The organism is Flavicella sp. IMCC45537 (assembly GCF_057197705.1).
Genome location: NZ_CM170067.1, coordinates 2,786,060 through 2,808,912 on the forward strand (window position 1 = coordinate 2,786,060; position 22,853 = coordinate 2,808,912).

12 protein-coding genes are annotated in these 22,853 nt (G+C 34.9%); 2 read left to right on the top strand and 10 right to left on the bottom strand.

What is annotated here, in order from left to right; genetic code table 11:
• Positions 1-44: 44 nt before the first annotated feature.
• On the top strand, positions 45-1,013 hold the full coding sequence (locus AC2DGP_RS11425) for a hypothetical protein (RefSeq protein WP_484490195.1): 969 nt from the start codon (positions 45-47) through the stop codon (positions 1,011-1,013).
• A gap of 3 nt (positions 1,014-1,016) precedes the next feature.
• Complete coding sequence (locus AC2DGP_RS11430; protein WP_484490196.1) at positions 1,017-2,828, top strand: beta-agarase; 1,812 nt, start codon at positions 1,017-1,019, stop codon at positions 2,826-2,828.
• Between the two features lie 71 nt (positions 2,829-2,899).
• Here the strand turns inward: AC2DGP_RS11430 and AC2DGP_RS11435 are convergent, their stop codons facing one another.
• The 10 genes from AC2DGP_RS11435 to AC2DGP_RS11480 all read right to left on the bottom strand — a co-directional run bounded on the left by AC2DGP_RS11435 (position 2,900) and on the right by AC2DGP_RS11480 (position 22,816).
• Entirely contained in the window at positions 2,900-4,075 is a 1,176-nt protein-coding gene (locus tag AC2DGP_RS11435; protein ID WP_484490197.1) for a carboxypeptidase-like regulatory domain-containing protein, read from the bottom strand.
• 424 nt (positions 4,076-4,499) lie between these two features.
• Positions 4,500-5,201 (bottom strand): hypothetical protein, encoded by a 702-nt coding sequence (locus tag AC2DGP_RS11440; protein ID WP_484490198.1) that lies wholly within the window; start codon positions 5,199-5,201, stop codon positions 4,500-4,502.
• Positions 5,198-7,903 carry a T9SS type A sorting domain-containing protein gene (locus AC2DGP_RS11445; RefSeq protein WP_484490199.1) on the bottom strand — a complete coding sequence of 902 codons (2,706 nt, stop codon included), beginning with the start codon at positions 7,901-7,903 and terminating at the stop codon, positions 5,198-5,200. The genes AC2DGP_RS11440 and AC2DGP_RS11445 overlap by 4 nt, the downstream gene beginning before the upstream one ends.
• 24 nt (positions 7,904-7,927) lie before the next feature.
• Positions 7,928-10,447 carry a T9SS type A sorting domain-containing protein gene (locus AC2DGP_RS11450; protein ID WP_484490200.1) on the bottom strand — a complete coding sequence of 840 codons (2,520 nt, stop codon included), beginning with the start codon at positions 10,445-10,447 and terminating at the stop codon, positions 7,928-7,930.
• A gap of 192 nt (positions 10,448-10,639) precedes the next feature.
• Complete coding sequence (locus AC2DGP_RS11455; RefSeq protein WP_484490201.1) at positions 10,640-13,207, bottom strand: right-handed parallel beta-helix repeat-containing protein; 2,568 nt, start codon at positions 13,205-13,207, stop codon at positions 10,640-10,642.
• Positions 13,208-13,296: 89 nt separating this feature from the next.
• On the bottom strand, positions 13,297-14,841 hold the full coding sequence (locus AC2DGP_RS11460) for an alpha-L-fucosidase (protein WP_484490202.1): 1,545 nt from the start codon (positions 14,839-14,841) through the stop codon (positions 13,297-13,299).
• Between the two features lie 90 nt (positions 14,842-14,931).
• Positions 14,932-16,023 carry a T9SS type A sorting domain-containing protein gene (locus AC2DGP_RS11465; protein WP_484490203.1) on the bottom strand — a complete coding sequence of 364 codons (1,092 nt, stop codon included), beginning with the start codon at positions 16,021-16,023 and terminating at the stop codon, positions 14,932-14,934.
• 199 nt (positions 16,024-16,222) lie between these two features.
• Positions 16,223-17,797: a hypothetical protein gene (locus AC2DGP_RS11470; RefSeq protein ID WP_484490204.1), complete on the bottom strand. Its 1,575-nt coding sequence runs from the start codon at positions 17,795-17,797 to the stop codon at positions 16,223-16,225.
• A 43-nt stretch (positions 17,798-17,840) separates the two neighbouring features.
• Positions 17,841-19,664 (bottom strand): RagB/SusD family nutrient uptake outer membrane protein, encoded by a 1,824-nt coding sequence (locus AC2DGP_RS11475; protein WP_484490205.1) that lies wholly within the window; start codon positions 19,662-19,664, stop codon positions 17,841-17,843.
• Positions 19,665-19,720: 56 nt separating this feature from the next.
• Positions 19,721-22,816 (bottom strand): SusC/RagA family TonB-linked outer membrane protein, encoded by a 3,096-nt coding sequence (locus AC2DGP_RS11480; RefSeq protein WP_484490206.1) that lies wholly within the window; start codon positions 22,814-22,816, stop codon positions 19,721-19,723.
• Positions 22,817-22,853 lie beyond the last annotated feature (37 nt).

The following is a 22,853-nucleotide window of genomic DNA, read 5'->3' on the forward strand; positions in this document are numbered from 1 at the left end:
TAAAATATCAAAACAAAATAAAAATATTAAAAGAGTAAATGGTAATGAGATTAAGAAAACATACGAAACTATTGTTATTTTTTGTGTTTTGTTTGTTGTACTCGAATACAAATAATGCTCAAGCGGTTGATAAAGTGTTTTTTATCAAGCCAGTTTCCTCCAAAATCCAGAACGCAGCGTTTTTTAGTTTCTCTGTAGGTTATGTGGCTACGGAAAATAGAGATATTGCTTTGGATATATCCGGAGGGCCGAATAAATCTTGGTCTGGGAGTGTGGTAAAAGTTAAAAAAGGACGCGGACTTATTGATGTCAGTGTAACACCCAAGGAAGGATTTGTTGTTGGAAAAAATTATAGGATAGTGCTTTCGATGAGAGAAAGTGGTGGCGGTTGGCAAACTGCCATGGCAGGAGGTTCTGTGAGTAATATAGAAATAGTAAAGAATCCGGTAGTAAAACCAATGTCAGCTTCTTTTTCCCTGGATACGGAAACGGTTTATGAAACCAAAGAAGCATATAATTTTAATATAGAGTATAATTTTCCTGAAGCAGGAGCAATTCAAGTTTCTGTTTGGAAGGGGAATAAATGGCTAGGGACTTCAAAGAAATTTGATTTAAATAAAGGAAAAGGAACAAAAGAGGTTCAGGTTTCTATGCCTTTACAAGCAGCGGCAAAAGATTATAAATTTCAATTAAATTACGGAACAGAAGAGGATTTTATTAGCAAAAAAACCTCGGTAGTTGAAATTGGAAATGTATCTTTTAAAAAGCCTGAAGAAAAATTGACCATGAAAGAAATCAATGCTAAGAGTATTCAGATTTCTTTAAACAAACAGTCTAAAATTCTTACGCTTCCAGGCAAAAATTCTTATAAATATATTCGAATTGTAAATCTGCAGGGAAGCATAATTACAGAAGTGGCTCAAACAAATCAAGTGTTGGTAGAAAACCTTGTGCAGGGACCTTATTTTGTAATTACGAGTGATAAAGACTATTATAAATTTGTGAAATTTTAGAAAATGAAAAGACAATTTTTACATGTTGCAGTGCTTTTTTGCTATGTAGGTATCGCTCAGATTAATAAAGTTTCCATTGATTTGAATACACAAAAATTTATTGGATCGGAAAGTGAATTGAATAGAGAGAAATATTTCTCATTGCATGCATCTTATACTGATTGGGGGCTGGCCTCAGAGGAGGAGTATTTATTTGAGCATTTGGGAATTGAATTTGGGAGAACCTTTGGTGGACCAAGGCCTTTCGGTAAAAATAAAAACGAAGAACCTAGTTTAAGTGATGCCAACCTTGTTGCAAAAAAATCACGGTCGCATTATTTAGGGGCGCCAATGTATAATACCCAAAAGACTAAAGATTTGATTGTAACCGATCATCCTAGTCAAGCTTTTCAATTAAATAAAGATTATGAAAAGATAGCTTCTTATAATGCAATTTATTTTAAAAATGCTTTTCCTTTATTGCCGAAATATTATGAGGTTATGAATGAGCCTTTTGTACATTCTAAAGATTATGTAGACTCTTGGGATAAAACGGAAGGTGTTATTGTTGAAATGTCCAAATTTCATAAAATCGTAGCGGATAAAATGCATAAAGAAGTGCCGGATGTTTTAGTTGGTGGTTACAGTGCTGCTTGGCCAGAAATGTCAAAAAATAATTTTTGGCATTGGAATACTAGAATGAAGGTTTTTATGGATGAAGCTGGTGAAAGTATGGACTTTTTTGCAACACATATTTATGATGGTCGAAATGTGTCAGGCGGGTTTAGTTATAGATCTGGTAGTAATTCTGAAGCGATTTTAGATCTTATTGAGGCCTACAGCTATAAAAAATGGGGGGTCATAAAACCGCATTTAATATCAGAATATGGGTATACAGCTAAAGGATTGCAAGGAAAACCATATTCGGCTGAGTTGGATGGAATTTGTTTGGTTTCATATAACAATATTATGATGTCTTTGATGGATAAACCAGATAGGTTATTAAAGGCAATTCCTTTTATAACAGGAAAGGCGAGTTTTTTCTATAACGATCCAAGAAACCCTGACGGGAATCCGTATCCATGGGTGTTATTGAGAAAAATGAAAGATGGAAGTTATAAATATACTCATATGAAAAAATTTTATGAGTTATGGAAAGATGTGGCTGGGAAAAGGGTAGAGATGTACTCGAATAATCCAGATATTCAAACAAATGCCTTTTTAAAAGAAGGAAAGGCTTATATAGCGATTAATAATCTTTCTCAGAAGCAAGAAAATATTCAGTTAGATTTTTTAAATAACTGTCAAAAAGGGATTAAAAACATTACTCTTAGGAGACTTTATATTGGTGCTACGGGGACTCCAAAATTAGTTTATTTCACAAATGTTTCGGCTGTGGGTGAACTAGATTTAAAAGTAGGGGAAACGGTTATTCTTGAGTGTGATGTTGAAAAGCACGAGTTTTCAAGAGCGTTACATGAGGATAATTATTATGGTAAAAAATATCTTCAAGAGATAAAAGCAAAGCAGCCAATTTCATTTGAAATTGAAAATGTGAAATCTGCTAAAAAAGGAAGAGCCTATTTAAAAATGGGGATTTCCAGAACACATAATCTTAGCAAACAACCGAAAGTGCTGTTTAACGGTAAACCTGTTGAGGTGCCTTCCAATTGGGGAGGATATGATCAATTACCAAGAGATGATTTTTTTGGAGTTATACAGATTCCTCTTCCGATAAAATATCTGAAAGAGGGGAGTAATACCATTGATTTTACTTTTGAGGATACAGGTGGGTTTATCAGTTCAGTAATTATAAACGTAGAAGCAGTAAAATAAATATAGAAGTTAATTCAATAAAAAAAGCCCTATTCTCTTATGAATAGGGCTTTTGTTTTTCTAGCTGGATATTACTTATTGGATAAATTAAATTGTGTTTGGATGGGTACACCATATAATCCTTCAAGTTCTGTTTTAATTTTTTGATAGAATTTTGTTTCTGGAGGTGTACTTAAACCTGACCAGAAATTAGCATGATAAGGCAATTCAATTGATCCCATGTCTTTTTCTATACCAAAAGCTGTAACGTCTATTTTTTTCTTATTCGTTTCTACTTTGTAAGCAAAAGCTTCTAAACGGTAGTGAACATGTTCAGCAGGTGTTCCCCAATATTTTTCAGGAATTTGATCTTTAGGGAATTTCCATTCGTTGTGATAATAACTCAAATAAAGTCTCCCACTTTTATGTTTTTTGTAAATATATAAGGCACTTCCTCTTTCAATCCTGTACACTTTATAAGAGTCCAAACCAATATAGAGGATTATTTTCTCCCACTGTTTTTTTGGATTTCTACCTGTTAATATCACAACATCTTCTCCTTCATAAGACGAATCACCTGTTTTTTTCCATTCGAATTTTTTCAAGTTTCTTCTATGTTGAGAATCATTAGGAACAAATGGGTTCACTTCAAACATACTAGTAATGGAATGCCTCCATTGCTGTCTTTTCCATATTCGGTAATCTGCAGATTTTCTAATTTCACTTACTTCTATGGTTCCCATCCAATAAGCAGGTCCTCTATCTTTCACCTTGATGTAGTTTTCTACAAAAAATTTGGCTCTTCCTCCCTCGGTGGCAGCTCTTCTGTACAAGAAATCTGTTTGGTGTAAAGAGCTAAGTGTATTTGCCTTTAGATTTTTCATAGCATTGAGCACATAATCTTTGGCTGGGAGTAATACAATGTCTTCAAGAGATACAACATTTTCTGTTAAAATGATTGTTTTATTTTCTGAAGCTATGAAGTCTGATACTAATGTTTTATAGGTGTTGAATCCAAGATAAGAGACAAATAAAGTATCATTTAATTCTGCATCCGATATACGAAGATTAAATTCACCATCTTCGTTACTTGATGTACCAATGTTTTTATTTGAAATCCCTATGGCAACATATGGTAGTGTCAATGCCGTTTCATCTGTAATTGTTCCGTTTAATTCTATTGTTTTCTCTTGTGAAAAAACTAGATGAGAAGACAGAACAAAAAATAGACTAAAAATTTTTAATTGTTTTAAGCTAAATTGTTTCATGTAATTAGTGGTTTTGTTTGATTGACAAAATAATAACAATATCAGTAAATCTCGGGATTTTAAACTGCATAATAACTAGACAGGTTTTTTAATTGGTTGGTAATAAGTTGATTTATACTTGTCAAATTGTTTTGTGTTTGATTTTGAGAGATTGAAAAGATGATACATGATGATTATTTATTTCATTTTTTTTTCAGGGCAACCATTGTTTGATAAAAGTAAGATGCTTTTTCTTAAAGAAAATCTGGTGAGCTATTTACCAACAGTTGACTGTCAAAGGTTGGATCCGTCAAAAGAGTAAATAATTCCGTGAAAGTATGTTTTGATTCTAAAAAAGAAATGAGAGTTGCTTGGTGATTTATTGAGAAATAAAAAATGCCTAGAATTCAATTCTAGGCATTTTTATGAAGAAATTGATTTCGTTTTATTCTGTTCGGAAATCAAAAACGGGAGAAGTTGATTGGTTCCCAAAATCGTCCGTGGTAATTATTTTCCAATAATATACAGTGTCACTTGCAAGAGAGCTAATCCAATATTCATTTAGTGTTACCATTCCTATGGAAGTTGTTGGTGTTGCGTTTGTCCCTAGAAATATTTCATAGCTTAAATTGTCTCCATCCAAATCACTAGTATTCCAAGTCAAGTTAAAGTTGGTAGGAGTTCTACTTCCCATGGTTGGATAGAGAGCTTCTGCAGGAAAAGGAGCGTAGTTTTGAGTTCCAATTCCAGCATTGTAAAATTTCCATTCAAAACTTTTAGTTTGATCCGAAAATCTTTCTCCTATGGCTATTACATACCATGAGTAAGGTACACCTCTTTCCAATGTCATTTTTTTACTAGTTTCGGTAACAGACATTCCCGTTTCTTTATTCGTATTTAAGTTTGTTAAAGTGAATATATAACTTGTGGCAGATTCGGTACCGTTCCATTCAAATAGAACTTCACTTTTAGAGTCTGAGATAATGGTTCCCTCAAAACATTCTGATTCATTTAAAGGGAATATTAAAGTAGGTGTCTTGTTAGCTGAATCACCTCCTCCAGTATCAATATCTTCAGAACCTGAAGAGCAACTCTGTAGGATACATGTAATTAATAAGAGGTATGTAAATTTCTTTGTAAAGATCATTTTTTAATAATTTTAGATTGTATTTTATGATTTTGAGAAATAATATTGATCAGATATATTCCAGAGGGTATGTCTGAAAAATCAATTAAGATCATAGTATCTAAGAGTTCTGTTTGTCCAGATTTTATAATTTGTCCTGTGGTAGTATATACCTGATAAGTTACCTTAGGATCTGTAAAATTTATGGTGGTAATTGAAAGTATTTCGTCTACTGGATTTGATACGAAAAGTTGTGGGTCAGCAGCAGAGATGATTTCTTCATAAGTTCCTTGACAATCTTTATTTGTAGAAACCAAAATTTTGTTAGACGGAGCGGATAATTCAATTTCAAATTCATCTTGATCGGTCATATATGTGGTTTCATTAACTTGAATTCTATAAAGTTCGCCTCCAGAAAGTTCTAAGTTTACTGTTTTCTTGTTTTTAGAAATATTTGATTTGACAAATAAATTTGAAGGTTCGGTAACGTTTAGAGTAAAGTATTGAACAAAACTATCATTGTTTTTTATTGTGATTTTTACAACATAGTTTCCAGATGTTAAATCTGAAAAAGAGGTTGTAGTTGTAAATTCATTTGTTTTATTAGACTCCTCAATTGTTGCGATATAGGGAAGGTTTTCATTTGCAATAATAGATATGTTACCATCAGAGGCACCACTACAAGATTCACCGGTAGTTAAAATTTTAAAATTATTGGTTTCTAAGGTGAATACCGGACAACCTTCTGTGTTAACAGGTGTTCCAAAAGGAGTATCAGGACAGATATCATTTGCATCACCAACTCCATCTTTGTCTTGATCATCTTTAGGGTATGTCAAACAATCTTCACCAGGTAAACCATAACAACCTAGGCCATTTGGACTTAGTTTGTAGTTCCAAGTGATTCCGGCAACCCATTGTGTTGCCCCAAATTCATATGCTCCAATATCTGGCGCTGCTCCGTTAAAACCATCTGTGTAGCCCGCAATTACTTTTCCAGAGTCGATAGCGTCCGAACCAGCAGTTAAATTGAAGTTACCAGTGGATACATTTTGAAAAGAATCTGATGTAGTAGTAAGGTTGTTTTGTTTGTCAGATTGGGGTTCCCATTTGTCATCGCTTGCAATATTATTCCAGACATTTATATCACTAAAAGCAGTTCCTTCTTTATGCCAAGCTCCCATAACTCCTCCTTCATTATTCCAAAGTGTATTGTTATAAATATTGATGTTTTTACAATCCCAATTCATTTGTACACCGGTCCATTCGGTATTCCAAATAACATTATGATGTACGTTAAATCCCTCAGCGTCATTGTCTAAATATACTCCTGCCGCTTTCTTTTTTGAACCACTAGAGGCTACATCATGAAACCAGTTATGATGTATTTCAGTGGTGTATTGTGCACCAACGGTATAGAATAAAGCACAGTCATCTGCAATTAAATTACTACGGGAAATGTCATTATAGGCAAATTCACAATTTTTTCCATTATAGTTAATTCCATCTCTACCTCCATTAAATATGGTATTGTTGATAAAAGTATTGTCTTCACCACCTCTTGCCACTAAAGGAGCATCATAAGAACCGAGGTAGTTAAAATCATGGATTCTAGAATCTAGAACTTCATTATTTTTACCATCGATGTAGATCCCTGTAGCAGCACTGAATGCAATTTCACATCGTTCGATTTTATTGTTAGATCCATTTACTCGAACGCTAGGTTTGTTTGCATTAAAACCTCTAAAAACACCAAGAGTATGATTTCCATAAAAAGAAGAAACACCATAGAGTAAATTATTGGTAGAGGTGCTTTGATCTAAAGTGATGCTTCCTCCAAAAACGGCTAGGTTTTTAATTTGGATATAGCTTTTTCTGTCAAGATCAATGGTTTTGATTCTTTTTCTCATTTTAACTGCACCATCTTCTGGAGCCGCTCCGGATGGGATTTGTAGAAATAATTCTTTAGAGGTGTTGTCAAAATACCATTCATTTTTATAGTCTAAGGCTTGTTTTACTCCTTCTAGATAAAAATCACCCTTGTCAGCAGGAGCATGAAAAGTTCTGATCCAACTTGGGTTTTTATCCAATGTAAAATTCACCCTCCCGGAGGATGAACTTAAGATAGTCTCTTTCCATGCGATCCAGCCAGAACCTGGTTTGTCTCCATAGAAAAATACGGTTCCCCCTGTCCAATCAATATTCGGGATTTCAATGGATTCTAGGTAGGCGCCTACGATAATACTTGAACCACTACCACTGGTATTCCTTTTCGTTGCCAAATTGAAAGGATTATCATCTACTTTGTTTGGCCACCTTGCTAAATCACAGGCAGTTTCATTGTACATGACAAAATTTTCTTGACCTAATGTATTGAACGGGATAGTTGTTTTATAAATGGAACCCGAATCTTGCGTCCAACCCTCCAAAGCTTGCATTGCAGAAATAATTACTCGGTCTCCCGGGTACGATTGGAAAATTATTGGATTTCCCGAAGAACCTGAATTTGCTGGGGTTAAGGTTTCTTCATAGGTACCTTCTTTTATATAAACAATATCCCCAGCGACCGCCATATTGGCTGCTTTGGTAATGGTTAAATATGGATTGGTTTCAGTACCAGTGTTATTGTCGTTACCTGTTTTGGCAACATATATATCCCTAGCTGATATGTGAAAATGTAGCAGTAGGAGTGCGAGGAAAATAAATTGTTTTAGCTTGATCATTGGGTTTAAATTTGAATATCTAAATTATTTGGTTTTATGAATTGTGAGTGTTTTATGTTTTTGTTCAGTTGCCACATGTATATGATAAATTCCATTTGGAAATTGGGAGGTATCAATTTGAGCGATATTATTGAGGATTGTTAATTGTTTTGATAAAACAATTTTTCCAACAGCGTTATATATGTTTAATTGCCCTGTTGAACTAGGGTCTTGTCCGAAATCAATGGTGTAGGAGTTTTGTAAAGGATTTGGGTATCCTGTAATTTCATTTCCTATAAAAATTTCTTTTTGATAGATGCCTTGACAATCTTTATTTGCTTTTACAGAGATGGAATTGGTGCCGTTTTTTAATGGAATTTCAATGGTTTTTGAGGAAGTCTTAAAAGTATTCTGATTGTGTGTGATTTCAAAAATATCATCTCCCTTTAGCTTAAGTGTCGTTGTCTTTTTTATTTCGTTGATTTTGCTAGAAACCTTCAAAATGCTCGGAGAGGTAATCACAACTTTTAAGGTTTCGTGGTAATTTTCGTTTTGTGTAGCTGTAAGATCTATATTGTAAATTCCATTGCTTAGGTTTTCAACATTAAAATTTTCACTGAAGGTGAAGGTCTCATCATAACCTTCCTTATAAACTCTAGCGATATAATGATCAGAAAATATTGGATGAAACTTAATAATACCTTCTTGAGTATCAGGACAAGGATTTGAGATTGTTTTAACACTCATGACACCAATTTCTTTATCATAAATGTCGGTAGCAAGAATCATGGAACTTATATGTCCGCCGTTATCTGGAAAGGTAACAGATACAGTATTGTCGTTTTCATTTAAAAGGTTGACTGAAAATGGGATTTCTATCATTCCAAAAAAATCATCTCTATCTGATTGATCATATCCTTTGTAGTTACTAGGAACATCCACCTGTACTCCGTTAATTTTAACAAGAGGTTGTTTGGTAACATCATGTTTCCTTCCAATACTCATTCTAAGATTTGCAAATCCACTTCCTTTGATGATATTGTTATAAGTGTAGCTTATTTCTGTGTTTGTAAGGATTGGTTCAAGATAATTTGATGCGTAATAATTGGAGGTTTTTACAGTGTTGTTAAATTCAATATTTTCTTTAAAGGTATATTCTAACATAACAAATTCATCTTTTATAAGGTTGATTTCAGATGGACTTGTATTCAAGGTTGTACTGTTGTAAATATGGGCTTGTTTTGGATATATGATTAAATCCTTTACAAGTACTGATTCCAAGAGAGGTAGACTGGAAAGAAAATTTAAATTAATTTTTTGTTCATGATCATCCAGGTTATTCAAGGCAACGTACATTTTACTATCTTTTACAAAAGCATGACATTGAATATCTGGGTTGTCACTTTTTATCAAAACTCTTTTACCTTCAACATTTTTCCACAATTCATAGAATAGAACTCTAGGCGTATATTCCCATCCTTCAATTTGGTCAACAGGAACCCCAATGTTAGTTGGTTTCCAAAGTACTGCACCATAGGGTTGGTAGTTGTTGTCAGCATTGATATGCCAAGTGGCTTTTCCTGTTATAAAGGGTATGGAATTGCAAATTCTGTCCTCTCTATCTAAAAGGTTTAATAAAATATGATTGATAGATGCAACTGTTTGAACACTCGCTAAATCACTATAGTTATCTCCATATCCTTTTTCTATAGCTCCATATTCTGTAATAGCATGAGGTTTGATTTTATTCCATTTTAGCATGCTATAGTTTTCTATGATATCTAAAATCGCTTCAGAATTACTTCCTGATCTTTTACTGTCTTGACCGGTTACATTAATCCCATCGTATAAATGTGTTGAAAAGCCATACATGTTAGCGCCCGCGACATCCATAAATAATTTCATATTGTCGTTCCATTGACCAAAATCCCATAATTCCATGGAAGGCCAGGCAGCGGAATAACCAATAACTTTCATGTTTTTTAATTCAGGTTTTGAATGAATGCTTTTACCTACTTCATTGTAAAATTCAGCCATTTGTGTTTTGATGCGTTGATTTTCTTCAGGGTCCCAACCTTCGTAAAAATCATCTGCATGTACAAAAGGTTCATTCATTACTTCAAAAAATTCTTGACGACCAGAGGTATTCACAAAATTATTGTAATATTCTACTGCCCAGTCTCCAGCTGAAAAAATATTTAGTCCATCTTTAAAAGCACTCCTCGGGTGCTCTGTAGCTACATAGTTTGTGAGTACAGCTTTTATAGTGTTGTTTTCTGGTTTCGGATCGGGATATACGCCAACTTCACCAGTTTTGCTTTTGGCATAAGAATAGGCTCCCCAAAATCCTCTTCCTCCAGTGACATTATAGTCAGATCGAAATTTTGATTGGTCAACATCCGAGCCAGTATCATGAACAGAGAAAAATTTTGTTCTGTCAATTTCTGAAATCTCTCCAATAAAACGTTGGCATTTTAGATCAATATAGATATTTGATTCTTGTGCTTGGTTTTTTTGCAAAAAGGTAAATACAAGAAAAATTAGAACTCTAAATTTTGATCTCATGAAATAGTTGGTTTAGGTTTGTCAATCAAAATTACTGGATAAGTCAATTTTGTTGGGAAACAGATGAAGTTGATAAGGGAACAAATGTCTTTATTTTATGAGAGGATGATTTGAGAAGTTTTTTATAAAAGAAAAGCGCAGATAGTATGTATCTGCTCTTTCCGTTGTTCTAGTGACTAATTGTTAAGTGAATTAGTTCTTTATTATTTTTCTCAGAATTCCATTATCGGTCCGTAGGATATAAATTCCTTTTGGTAAATGAGAAAGGTCAATTCTATCAGAAATTGGGAGGGTCATAACGTGTTTTCCAATTAGGTTTGTAACTGTTATAAAAGTGGCATCTTTGATATCGGAAATAAAAATAATTCCCGTTGTTGGATTTGGGTATATTTTTATTTGTTCAACCGAATTTTTATCAATCGATAATGATTCTGCTACTGTTACATAAGAATGATCAGGTAAAGTTGGAGTAAAATCGGTGTCAGATCCTGCCAGCATTCTCAATTCATATCTATATGTTTCACCAGAATTATTGATGTCTTTCACTTGAAGTTCGTCTGTTGTCCAGATGATGCCATCGGTACTAACATCCGCTGGAGGGGTAATGATCATACTTGTTTGAACATCATGACCAATAGGAAGTGTAGTTGTGTTTTTATACTGCGCTTTCCATTGGTGCCACCAAGGAGAAGGTTGAACAACCCAAAACGTAAATAAAATTCCTCCTGGTTCTATTTCTGTGTCAGAACTGTAAGTGAAAGGGATTTCTAAACTATTATTCGCATTGAGAGTTGGGTGTCTAGGGTTCCATGTTAGTTCGTCAATAATATTTTCACAATCTTCACCAGGTAAACCGTAACAACCTAGACCTGTAGGACTGTATTTGTGATCCCAAGTCATTCCGGCTACCCATTCGGTAGCGCTGTATTCGTAAGCACCTACATCTGGTGCTTCTCCAACAAAACCGTCAGTATAACCAGGAATAAGTTTTCCAGCATTAATTGCCTCTGATTCTGCTACTAGATTAAAGTTTCCGTTTGCAGAGTCTACAAAAGAAGCTGAAGTTGTAGTAATGTTGTTTTGTTGGTCGGATTGTGGTTCCCATTCTGAATCACCACCAAGGTTATTCCATACTTTGACATTTGTAAATTCAGTACCTTCAAGATGCCATGCTCCCATAACAGCTGATCCATTGAATAAAGTGTTGTTGTAAATCTCTATGTCTTTTCCATTCCAATTGATTTGAATGTTTGTCCATTCCGTATTCCATACAACATTATGATGCACAATAAAACTTTCAGCATCGTTATCTAAATAAATTCCTGCGGCTTTTGATTTAGTACCACTAGATTTGGTATCATGAAACCAGTTATGATGAATTTCTGTATTTGGTTGTGCACCCACTGTATAGAATAAGGCACAATCATCTGCTAAGCGATTACTTTGTGAAACATCATTATACGAAACAACATTATTAGAACCTGCATATTGAATACAGTCTCTACCTCCATTAAAAATGGTATTGTTTATAATAGTGCTATTTTCAATTCCTCTAGCTACTAAAGGAGCATCATAATTGGAAAGAAAATCAAAATCATGAATATAATTGTCCTTTATGGTTATATTGTTTCCTCTTGTTTGGATTCCAGCCCCAGCATTAAAGGCAATTTCACATTTTTCTATCGTGTTATTGGAACCTTGCATGCTAATACTTGCCTTACCGGATCTTGAAGATTCAGCAACTCCTAAGGTGTGATTTCCATAAAAAGAACTGATACCATAAAGCAAATTGTTTGTCGTTCTATTGTTTCCATTGGTGTGCCAGGTAGAGGAATCTTCCATGTTTATTGTTCCACCGAAAACTGCAAGATTTTTTATATGGATATATTTTTTGTCTTTTAGATTGATGGTTTCAAGTCTTCTGCGCATTTTAACTTCTCCATCTATAGGAGCAAGTCCAGAAGGAAGTTGCACAAAAAGTTCTCCAGAATTTTCATCATAATACCATTCGTTTTCATAATCTAGAGCGGCCTTAGCTCCCTCTAGAAAAAAATCTCCCAAGTCAGCAGGAGCATGATAAGTTCTAACCCATTCTTCAGAATCATTGAAGGTCAGGTCAAATGTTACTTTTCCTGTTGAGCTACTTTTAATAGTTCTTTTCCATGCTGTCCATCCTGAACCGGGTTTGTCTCCGTAAAACCAAACCGCACCTCCTGTCCAGTCTATATTAGGGATGGAGGATTCTGTTAAATAAGCGTCAATTTCCACGGTTCCATCGCTACCTCCCGTATTGCGTATTGAGTTGAGTACAAAAGGATCGGAAGTAGTTTTGTTAGGCCATCTTGCATAATTCAAAGCAGTTTGGTCATTCATTACAAAGTTCTCTTGGGAAAGTGAACTGAATGGAATTGTGGTTTTGTATATAGCTCCTTCAGATTGTGTCCAGCCTGACAAGGCTTCCATGGCAGAAATTATGACTTTATCTCCTGGGTAAGATTGGAATATAATAGGATTTCCGTCAGTACCAGAATTAGTAGGGGTCAACGTTTCTTCATAAGTTCCTGCTTTTATATAAACAATGTCTCCTGCTACAGCAACTGTTGCCGCTTTTGAAATTGTAAGGTAGGGTAGATCTTCTGTTCCAGGATTAGAATCATTACCTGTTTTTGCTACATAAATATTATTTGAGTAGACAAAAAAGTGAATGAATAATAAACCTATGGTTAGTAGGGTCGTATAGTTGTTTTTATAGGTTGTCATTGATTCTAATTAATAGGGGTGTTTGTGTTTACAAAAAAAAGCGCAACTCACATGGAGTCACACTTTTTTAAGACTAATTAACCAAAATTTTAAAGTGATATTGCAATTGTATATGCGAAATCACAAGGCTTATTTTTAGGCATATGTACTTCTAAACCTTCATTTGTTTGATGCCATTTAATTTTTTCTTTAGATCCTAATACTTTTACTTTAGAGATATTAAGGTCTTTGGCATTAGGATTCGTTTTTGCTAATGTTTTGATTTTGATGATACCATTAGCTGGCCAATCAAGTGCAATTGCATAAAGTTTATTTCCTTTAGAGGTAAATCTGATGTCTTCTGAAGAAAGGTCTTTATTATTTCCTTCAGAATGATGTCCTTTTTTTACTTCCGTAGGACCTTCTCCAAAAGTTCTCCAATATTTTGTATCGTAGATAGCTTCACCATTGATAGAAAGCCAATCTCCCATTTGTAACAAGATTTTTTGTTGATCTTCTGGAATAGTTCCATCAGATTTTGGACCTACATTTAATAAAAGGTTTCCATTCTTACTCACAATATCAACAAGATCATCAATAAGTTGATTTGCCGTTTTTGATTGCCAATTAGTTACATAGCTCCATGAGTTTTTTCCAATAGATGTATCTGTTTGCCAAGGCAATTTTCTAATGCCAGGTAATTTTCCTCGTTCTAAGTCATATACAACAGTTCCTTCTGGGAAGGCTTCATGAGAAAAATTTTTGTCTTGAAGTACCACTTCTTTTCCCCATTCAATTCCCTTGTTGTAATAATATGCTGCTAATTTCGGTCGCAACTCGGCAAAATCTGGAATATCAACATAAAAATCTAACCAAAAAATATCTGGTTGGTAGTTGTCAAGAACATCTTTAGTTCTAGCCCACCATCTATCTTTAAATTTTTGAGATACGGGTTCTGTTAAGTCAGTACCTTTTGAAGAATATAAATCTGCATATTCAGGGTCTGTTGTATCAAAGTGTGCTTTTTTGTTGTAGAAAGACCAGTTGAAAGCAAAATGAGAAGAAGCTCCCATGATCATACCTTTATCTCTACCTGCTTTAAAAAGTTCGCCTAATACATCTCTTTTTGGTCCCATGTCATAGGCGTTCCATCGAGTAGTGTTAGACTTATACATCGCAAAACCATCATGATGATCTGCAACTGGAATTACGTACTTTGCCCCTGCTTTTTGAAAAAGACTAATCCATTCATTTGCACTAAATTTTTCTCCTTTAAACATTGGGATAAAATCTTTGTACCCAAAGTTTTTTTGGTCACCCCAGTGTTTTTTATGATGTAAGTATTCTCTACTCGGACCTTTCGTTCCCGTATTTAATTGCGCATTGAAATTCGCTGTATCCATATACATTTGTCTAGGGTACCATTCAGAACCATATGCGGGAACACTATAAGCACCCCAGTGAATAAAAATTCCAAATTTAGCTTCATTAAACCAAGCCGGATCTTTGTAATTTTTTTTGATAGATTCCCAGTTTGCTTCAAACTTAGGAGTTGAGGTTGTTTTACTTGCAACGGGTGTTTTCTTGTTTGCGCAGGCAAATACTAAACAGGAAACTGCAAGTAAGCTTATTTTTTTAAGGGTTTTTAATTCCATGAGAATTTTCTTTTTAGTTAGAGTGACTTAGAGTCAATTAAGGGTCAAATTATATACCTAATCTAAGAAGTATTAGATTGGGTATGTTTTTTATTGTTTTACAATTTTTCGTTGCAATCCATTGTCTGTTTCTATGATGTAAACACCTGCCTTCATTCCTGATAAATTTATAGTAGTGGTTGCTGGTAAAACTTTTAGTGTTTTTCCTAATACATCAGTTATTGTAATAGTTTGTGCTCCCTTTAAGTCAGAAATGTAAACTTCTCCTTCAGTAGGGTTTGGATATACTACTGTGTTTTTATGTTCGGTTTTATCCGTTGACAAAGTTTCAGTAATGATAGGATAGCTTTCGCTCGGAATGGCTGGCTCAAAATCATCTGAGTCAACAGCAATCATTCTTAGTTGATATGAGTATGATATAAGACCGGCACCAGGGTAACTTGCGTCACCGCTATTCGGATCAAGTGTAGGCAAGTCAGCTGTGGTAACCATATTGCCACTTCCGTCTTGTAAACCAGCTGGTACATTAATAGAGATTGTAGTTGTTAAATTATCTCCTGAAGGAAGAATTGCGGTATTTGAATAAGCCCCATGCCAAACGTCAGAAAAAGGATCTGTAATAGTCCAAAGCGTGAATTTTATTCCCCCTACTGGAATATCACTATCTGAAGAATAACTAATTCCAATATCTATTGTACTTGAAGAACTTATTGATGGGCTAGTAGGGTTCCAAGAAAGAACATCAGCTGGAGAAACAATAGTAATAGGTTTGTGGGTAGAAGTTTGCCACGAATTATTTGAATTTTTCCAAGATATTCCCATAACATAATAGTTACCACTGGCTAAATCAGCGGATGGAGTAAGACTAGGTATAGTCCAATTAACAGTTGCATTTCCAGAATGTTCACCACCTGCAGAATTGTCACTGTTCCCAGCTCTCCAACCTTGGTTTACATTTTCTGAGTTATATTCAAGGATTACGAATTGTACTTTTGCATCTACAGTATAATCGAGTCCCATTCCATCGTCACCAGCGTCATAGTCGGCTGCAACAGTATATGAGCTACCTAAAGTTATTGTTGCAGGAGGTTCTGTTGTCCAGGTAGAAAAGGGAGCTGTTTGCGAAAACATCTCCATGCTTACAACAATCAATGTCAAACTAAAAAGTAATTTTTTAAACATAATAAAGATTTTTGTGGTTATATAATGTCCAAAATTATTGCAATAGTGTTATTTAAGGGAAACGAAATGATTTTTTCGAGGAAACAAATGACTTATTTATAGAGTTTGTTAGTTTTTAATTAGTTGTTTTTGTGTGTTTTAGGGTTTTTAATAAAAAAAAGCCTGCAGTTGATGCAGGCTTTTCTATTGGTTCAGTTTGTTATGGTCTGATGTCTTTTTCTTTGATTACAAAATCATCGAAATACATAACTCCTCGTTTAGCAGGATCTTCTCCTGGAATACGAAGCATAATAGCTGATCCAGGTTTAAGGTCGCCAGGAGCATATTCATATGAGAATTTAGTCCAAGTACCAACGGCAGCTGAAGCACCTGTCCACCAACCTTTCCATTGTCCATTTATAAAGTGAGGCCAGATATTAGGATAATCTCCTCCCGGTTCAATGAATAACATGAATTCTAGTAAGTAGGTTTTGTTCTCTAAAGTGAATTGAGCTCCGTTACTCATAGGGTTACATCTATAACCCGCAGCATTGTTTCGTTCTTCACCATCAAAAGTAAGTTTTAAACTATAGTCTCCTGAGTAAGGGTTGTCTGTAGTAACTTCTATTAAAGTATCATCTTCCCAAGATGGAACCCATGAAGCAGAAGCACCACCATCTTCCATTGTTGAAGCATTTACATCAAATACATTAACAAAGTATGAAGTTACAGGTAAATCTGAGAAAGCATCTGGTGTTCTTGTATCAGTTGATTCTAAGTCACCCATTCCATCATAAGATACCGTAATATTATCTGATTCATAGATCGGATCAACTAGGTTGATATCTAAAATTGTAGCATCACTTTCGTTGATTGTAACGGCGTCAATTGCAAAAGCTGTTCCGTTTACATTTACGGTAAAGTGAGACTCTTGATCTGTAAAAGGTGCAAATTCACCATTATACGGGATCTGAATGGTTTGATCTTCAAGTTCGATAACATCACCAGAAACGATAAATGGTTGTGATGATGGAATTACTTTAAAATTAACTGGAATTTTATAGCTTTCCCAGTCACCAGGTGTGTTTTGTGCTGTTCTACTAAGGTTTAAGGTACCCTTCCAGTTTCCTAGTTTTTTGAAAATCAAGGTTGCTACTTGTTCACTACTTGAAGAACCACCTACATTCCAATTCCAAGTGTCTGGTCGTCCAATAGTAGTAATGTCTGTAAATTCAATATTGTCTCCAGCTTCTACATAAATAGTATCTAAAGGATTTTCGTGTGGCACTAAAACACCAGCTTGTCTTACTTCAATAGCAGGTACGATGGTGTCATAAACATCCACAACGAATGTAGTATCCATTACCCACTTGTCACCAATTTGAACTGCTGGTATGGTGTCATTACCTCTAAACGAAACAGAATCTTTAAACGTATTATAAAGTCTAATTTCTTGCAAGCCAGATTTTTTAAACAATACATGAATTGTTTTGTCTGTTGTTTCCGTAGCTCCTCTATTGATAATAAATTGATCAAAAACAGAATCTTGTCGCTGAATTGGTCCTTCAAGAAAGTAGTTTCCTTCACCGATAGTCCATTTATGTTCTATTGTTCCTTGAGATAAATCTGCAAAAGACATGTATTTGTTAATACCAATTTTCCATTCCGTTTGTCTTAAGGCAGAAGTGTACCAACCAATATCAGAGTTTGAATTGGGTGCATCGTAGTCGTTGTTGTTACAGCTAGTAAAAATACTAGAAACAACTAGAGCAATTGCATATATTTTATTTTTCATTGGATTAGTTTTTTAATTATTAATAGAATATCCTTTTTGTTGGTTATTCATTTAATTTAGGATTTGCCGTAATCTCACTATTTGGTATTGGCCAATAAGCGTGAGCTTCTTTAATATAGTTTTGGGCAGAAAGATGAAATTCTTTAAAGTTTTCATCTGCTACTGCACCACCATCATTTTGTAATACTGCTCCCCATTTAGTCCCTGGTTTGTTTTCAGCTGTAGTATAGGTGTGGTTTGTTACGTAGTATTCTTTTTGAGAGAGTTCTAAGAAGTAGTCATTCATAGTTTTGTTTATCGTACCATTCTCAACCCATCTTCTCAAATCAATATGTCTGATAGCATTTCCTTCAATTGATAATTCTAAAGGTCTTTCCGTGTATACTAAATGTTGCATAAGAGTTCCGTTTTTTCCTGTTGTATGCACAATGTTATCGTGTAAACTAGTTGGGTATTCTCCTGTTCCATCGATACCTAATAGTTGTAACCCAGAACGTTTTCTAACTCTGTTTACGTAAATCAATGCTTCATCCACAGATCCATCATTCATTAAAATTGATTCTGCGTACATTAAATAAACATCTGCCAAACGAATCAATCTAACATTTACACCAGAGCGAGGTGTCGCTGCAGAAATAGTTCTTTCACTTTCAGCAAAATCCCAGTTCGTGTATTTTCTGAAATAGGCATATTCTTTGTTGTTGAAAGGTGCTGACTGAGCAGGAGTCAATCCTTGCGTAACCTTACTTCCATCATCTTGAGTAACATCTCCGATATAGTAATATAGATCTTCATCATCTGGTAAGGCAATAGAATAAGAAGCTCTTAGAGAGTATTTTCTTAAAGTAGTTCCACCAGCTCCATCACTTACTTGATTTCTTAGGTCAGTAGGATCTAGAGGATCTTGTTTATAGGCCATTGTTAACCAACATGCTGGTATTACGGTTCTCCAACCACCAACTGGACTTACTAAGAAGTTGTTTGTACTTGAAATTTGTTCTCCAGAATATGGGTCAATTTCATCTTTGTAGTTAAGAGAGTAAGCAATTTCCAAGATTGATTCAGAATTGAACTCATCCATGGTAGTAAAGTTACTTCCAATGTTAGGAGTTAAACTATAGCTGAATTCATTAATTACTTTTCCAAACCAGTTTTGTGCTTCGGTATAATTATCTGCATATAAATAACTTTTACCGATAAGTGCTGCTGCTGCACCAGAAGTAATTCTTCCTAGGTTTGCAGTGTCCCATGATTCTGGTAAGTTATTGTAGGCAAATTCTAAATCTTGTAAGTAAAATGCCTCCACAGCACTAGCTGAACTTAAAGGTTGAAAGAAGTCTGATTCTTTTTCAGGAACGAAGTCAAAAATTACTACAGAACCATTGTTAAAAGAGTTGTGCAAGTAAAAATAAAACAATCCTCTTAGTCCTCTTGCTTGAGCCAAAATATAGTTGGCAGCGGCTTCTTCAGTAGCATTTGGATGCGTTCCTTTTAGACGTTCAGCAGCAATAATTACCTGATTTGCTCTAAAAATTCCTTGGTAAAGAAATTGCCATTTACTGTTAGGAGCATCAGAAGAGTTATTAAATGTCTGCAAGTAATACTCGTTGGTTGGGTTAGGTCTACCAAACCCAGGGTATGTCAAATCTGTTCTGTTATTCTCATCTGTCATTCGGATAATGTTTCCGCTTTTAAGGGAGCTATAGACAGCGATCAGACCAATGTCTAAATCGTTTCTGTTTTTCCAAAAACTTGCAGTAGATAGTTGATTTGGATTCACTTGTTCAAGAAAATCGTCACTACAAGCAGTAAGCGTCAAGATAGCCATCAAGACAATTGCTATTTTGTGTATATGTGTATTTTTCATGGTTGAAAATATTTTATTACTCTTAATTTTTTTTTCTCTCATTAGGTTCTTCAATTTTAAAAGTCGAATTGAATTCCTAATCTGTATTGAGATGTGATAGGATAACTACCTCTGTCAATTCCTCGAGTAGCAAGGTTGTTACCTCCAATTTCTGGGTCAAATCCAGTATATTTCGTAAAAGTCAATGGATTTTGAGCCGCAACATAAAGTCTTAACTTTGTTACACCTATTGATTCTGTAACCTTTTTAGGTATCGTGTATCCAACATTTACGTTACGTAAACGAATGTAAGATCCATCTTCTAACCAATAATCAGTGAACCCTCTGTAGTTGTCATGATCTCTTCCGCGGTTAACAGGAATAGTAGAAGCGGTGTTGTTTGGAGTCCATTGATATACTAAATCTTTATGCGTAGCGTATTTATAAGCAAAAGCTGCACTACCATTCATTAATTCAGCCCCAAAAGAACCATACCATTGCATAGAAAAATCAAAACCTTTATAATTTGCATTGAAGTTTAAACCAATATTATAGTCAGGAGTTCCACTTCCAGCATATTGACGATCATCGATACTGATTGTACCATCTCCATTCGCGTCAATCATTTTTAAATCTCCAATTTTAGCAGTTGGATTGACATTTGCTTGGTAGTCAGCTAACTCTTCAGCACTTGAGATAATTCCATCCGTTTTAACTAAAAAGAACGCCCCTGCTTCATAGCCTTCAGCAATCACAGAAACTAAATCCTCGTTATTGTTATCTGCTACATTACTTCCGTCTAGATAAGCGATTTTATTAGTACCGCTCATTTTTGTGATCGTATTTTTGTTTTTGGTATATGTTACTCCAACATTCCAATTGAATTTACCTTTATGACGATAGTTCATTGCGATTTCTACACCTTTATTTTCCATATCACCCGTATTTAAGGTAACGGTTTTGTCGTTTGGCCAAACCCCTGTAGTAGGCGGAACTAATAGAGGGAATAGCATGTCTTGTTTTACTGTTTTGTAGATATCTGTACTTAAAGTAATTTGGTTTTTAAGAAAACCGAAGTCGATACCAATATTATCTTGAATAGATGTTTCCCATTGCGTAAATCTGTTCTTATAGGCTAATTGAGTTGCACCCAAAACAAGGTTGTCACCTTGCTCAGGACCAAAAACGTAATCTTGATTTAAGGTAATTGTTGGTTGGTAACTGTAATCTAAAATTCCTTGGTTACCAGTGGTACCATGACTTGCTCTTACTTTGAATGAGTTTACAATGTATTTAGCAGGTTGCCAAAAAGTTTCATCAGATACGTTCCATCCTAAGGAAACAGAAGGGAATGTTTTGTATCTATTTTCTGGAGCAAATCTAGAAGAACCATCACGTCTTGCACTTAAGCTTAACAGGTATTTTCCTTTGTAATTGTATTGGAATCTTACCAATGCACCAAGTAGTGTGTTCGTTTTATCTTGAGTCCATTTATTTCCTGTTCCAGCATCAGCATCTCTTAAAGCTCCTTCAAGGGTGGTAATGTCATTGCTGAAAAAGTCTTTTTTACTCGCAAAAAATGATGTGTAGTTGTATCTTTCAGCAGAATATAAAGCCAAAACTTTTACATTATGACTTCCAAAACTTTTGTTATAGTTAATGAAGTTTTCCCATGTTGCTTTTTCAGATCTATCACTTTGGTTCCAAGCACCTGATCTTTGCTGTACCGGTACTGGGTCTCCATCTTCATTAAATACTTCAAAAAGAGGATTGATACGAACACGTGTATTGTTTGTGTAAGCCATACCAAATCTTGTAGTAAACCTAAAGGCACTATTGATTTTATAATTAGCCGTGATGTTTGCGTTTAAGCTTTCTCCATTTCTTACATCTGTTTGTTGAAGTTTGGTAGAAATGTTACTCAAGTTGATTGTCTCATTTTGATCTCCACCTCCTGGTGTTTGAACTGTAGTTGCATTTGGGTCAATCTCTTGTTGGTGTGGGTGGTATTTATAGGCATCTGTTAATAATCCCCAAGCCGCATATTGTTGTTCTTCGATACGGAATCCCATACCTGTATCAATTTTCCATTTCCCTTTAGAAAATTGAGTATTTGCTCTAACGTTAATTCTTTCATAACCAGAGTTAATGATAATACCATCTTGGCTAAAGTAATTTCCTGTAATGCTATATGCCAATCCATCTTTTCCTCCAGAAATACGTAATCCGTGGTTTTGAATAGGAGCAAAGTTTTGCTGCATTACCTCCAACAAGTTTGTGTTGTTTGTAAATTGTTCCACTCCTTGTTCTAAAGGTGTCCAAGTGTTGTTATAATGTGTTCCGTTATTAGCAGCGGCAGATAAGAATTTTACATATAAATCTTCTTCAAAGTTTACCAAAGGAAGTCCAGATGTAATATTTTGAATACCATAGTAGCTATCCGCATTGATATTCATTTGTCCCATTTGACCTTTTTTGGTGGTGATTAAGATTACTCCAGCTGCTCCACGTGTTCCGTAAATGGCTGCAGAAGCAGCATCTTTTAAAACATCAATAGTTTCAATTTCGCTTAAACTTAATTTAGGGTCACTTTCAAAAGGAATCCCATCTACAATATATAAAGGAGAACTACTAGCTTCAATGGAGCTTATTCCACGAATAATAATGTTTGATTCAGATCCTGGTTGACCGTCACTAGCAGTTACGGTAACCCCTGCAATTTGTCCTTGTAATGCAGTACCTAAATCTGCCGTAGAAGATTCTATTAAGGTTTCAGATTCAATTCTTGCAACTGCCCCAGTTACTTCCTTTTTTTTCTGTGTACCGTATCCAATAACTACTACCTCTTCTAATGCTGCAACGTCAGAAACAAGTTCTACGTTTACAATCGCTTGTCCTTTTAAGGGAACTTCCTGTGCAATAAAACCTATGTAGCTAATTAATAAAGTGCTGTTGGCATCGGTTTTTAGTGAGTAGTTACCATCGAAATCAGTTACAGTACCGTTTGATGTTCCCTTAACAAGAACACTAACACCGGGTAGTGGCTCCCCGTCTCCTGTAACAATTCCGGTAACGGAGATCGTTTGTGCTTGAATTGTACCAAAGCTAATTAATAACAGGCATGTTATAAAAAAAGCTTTGAGTTTCCAATTAACAAGTAATTTGAATTTCATATTGATTAGTTTTAAGATTAGACTACAAATATTTAGA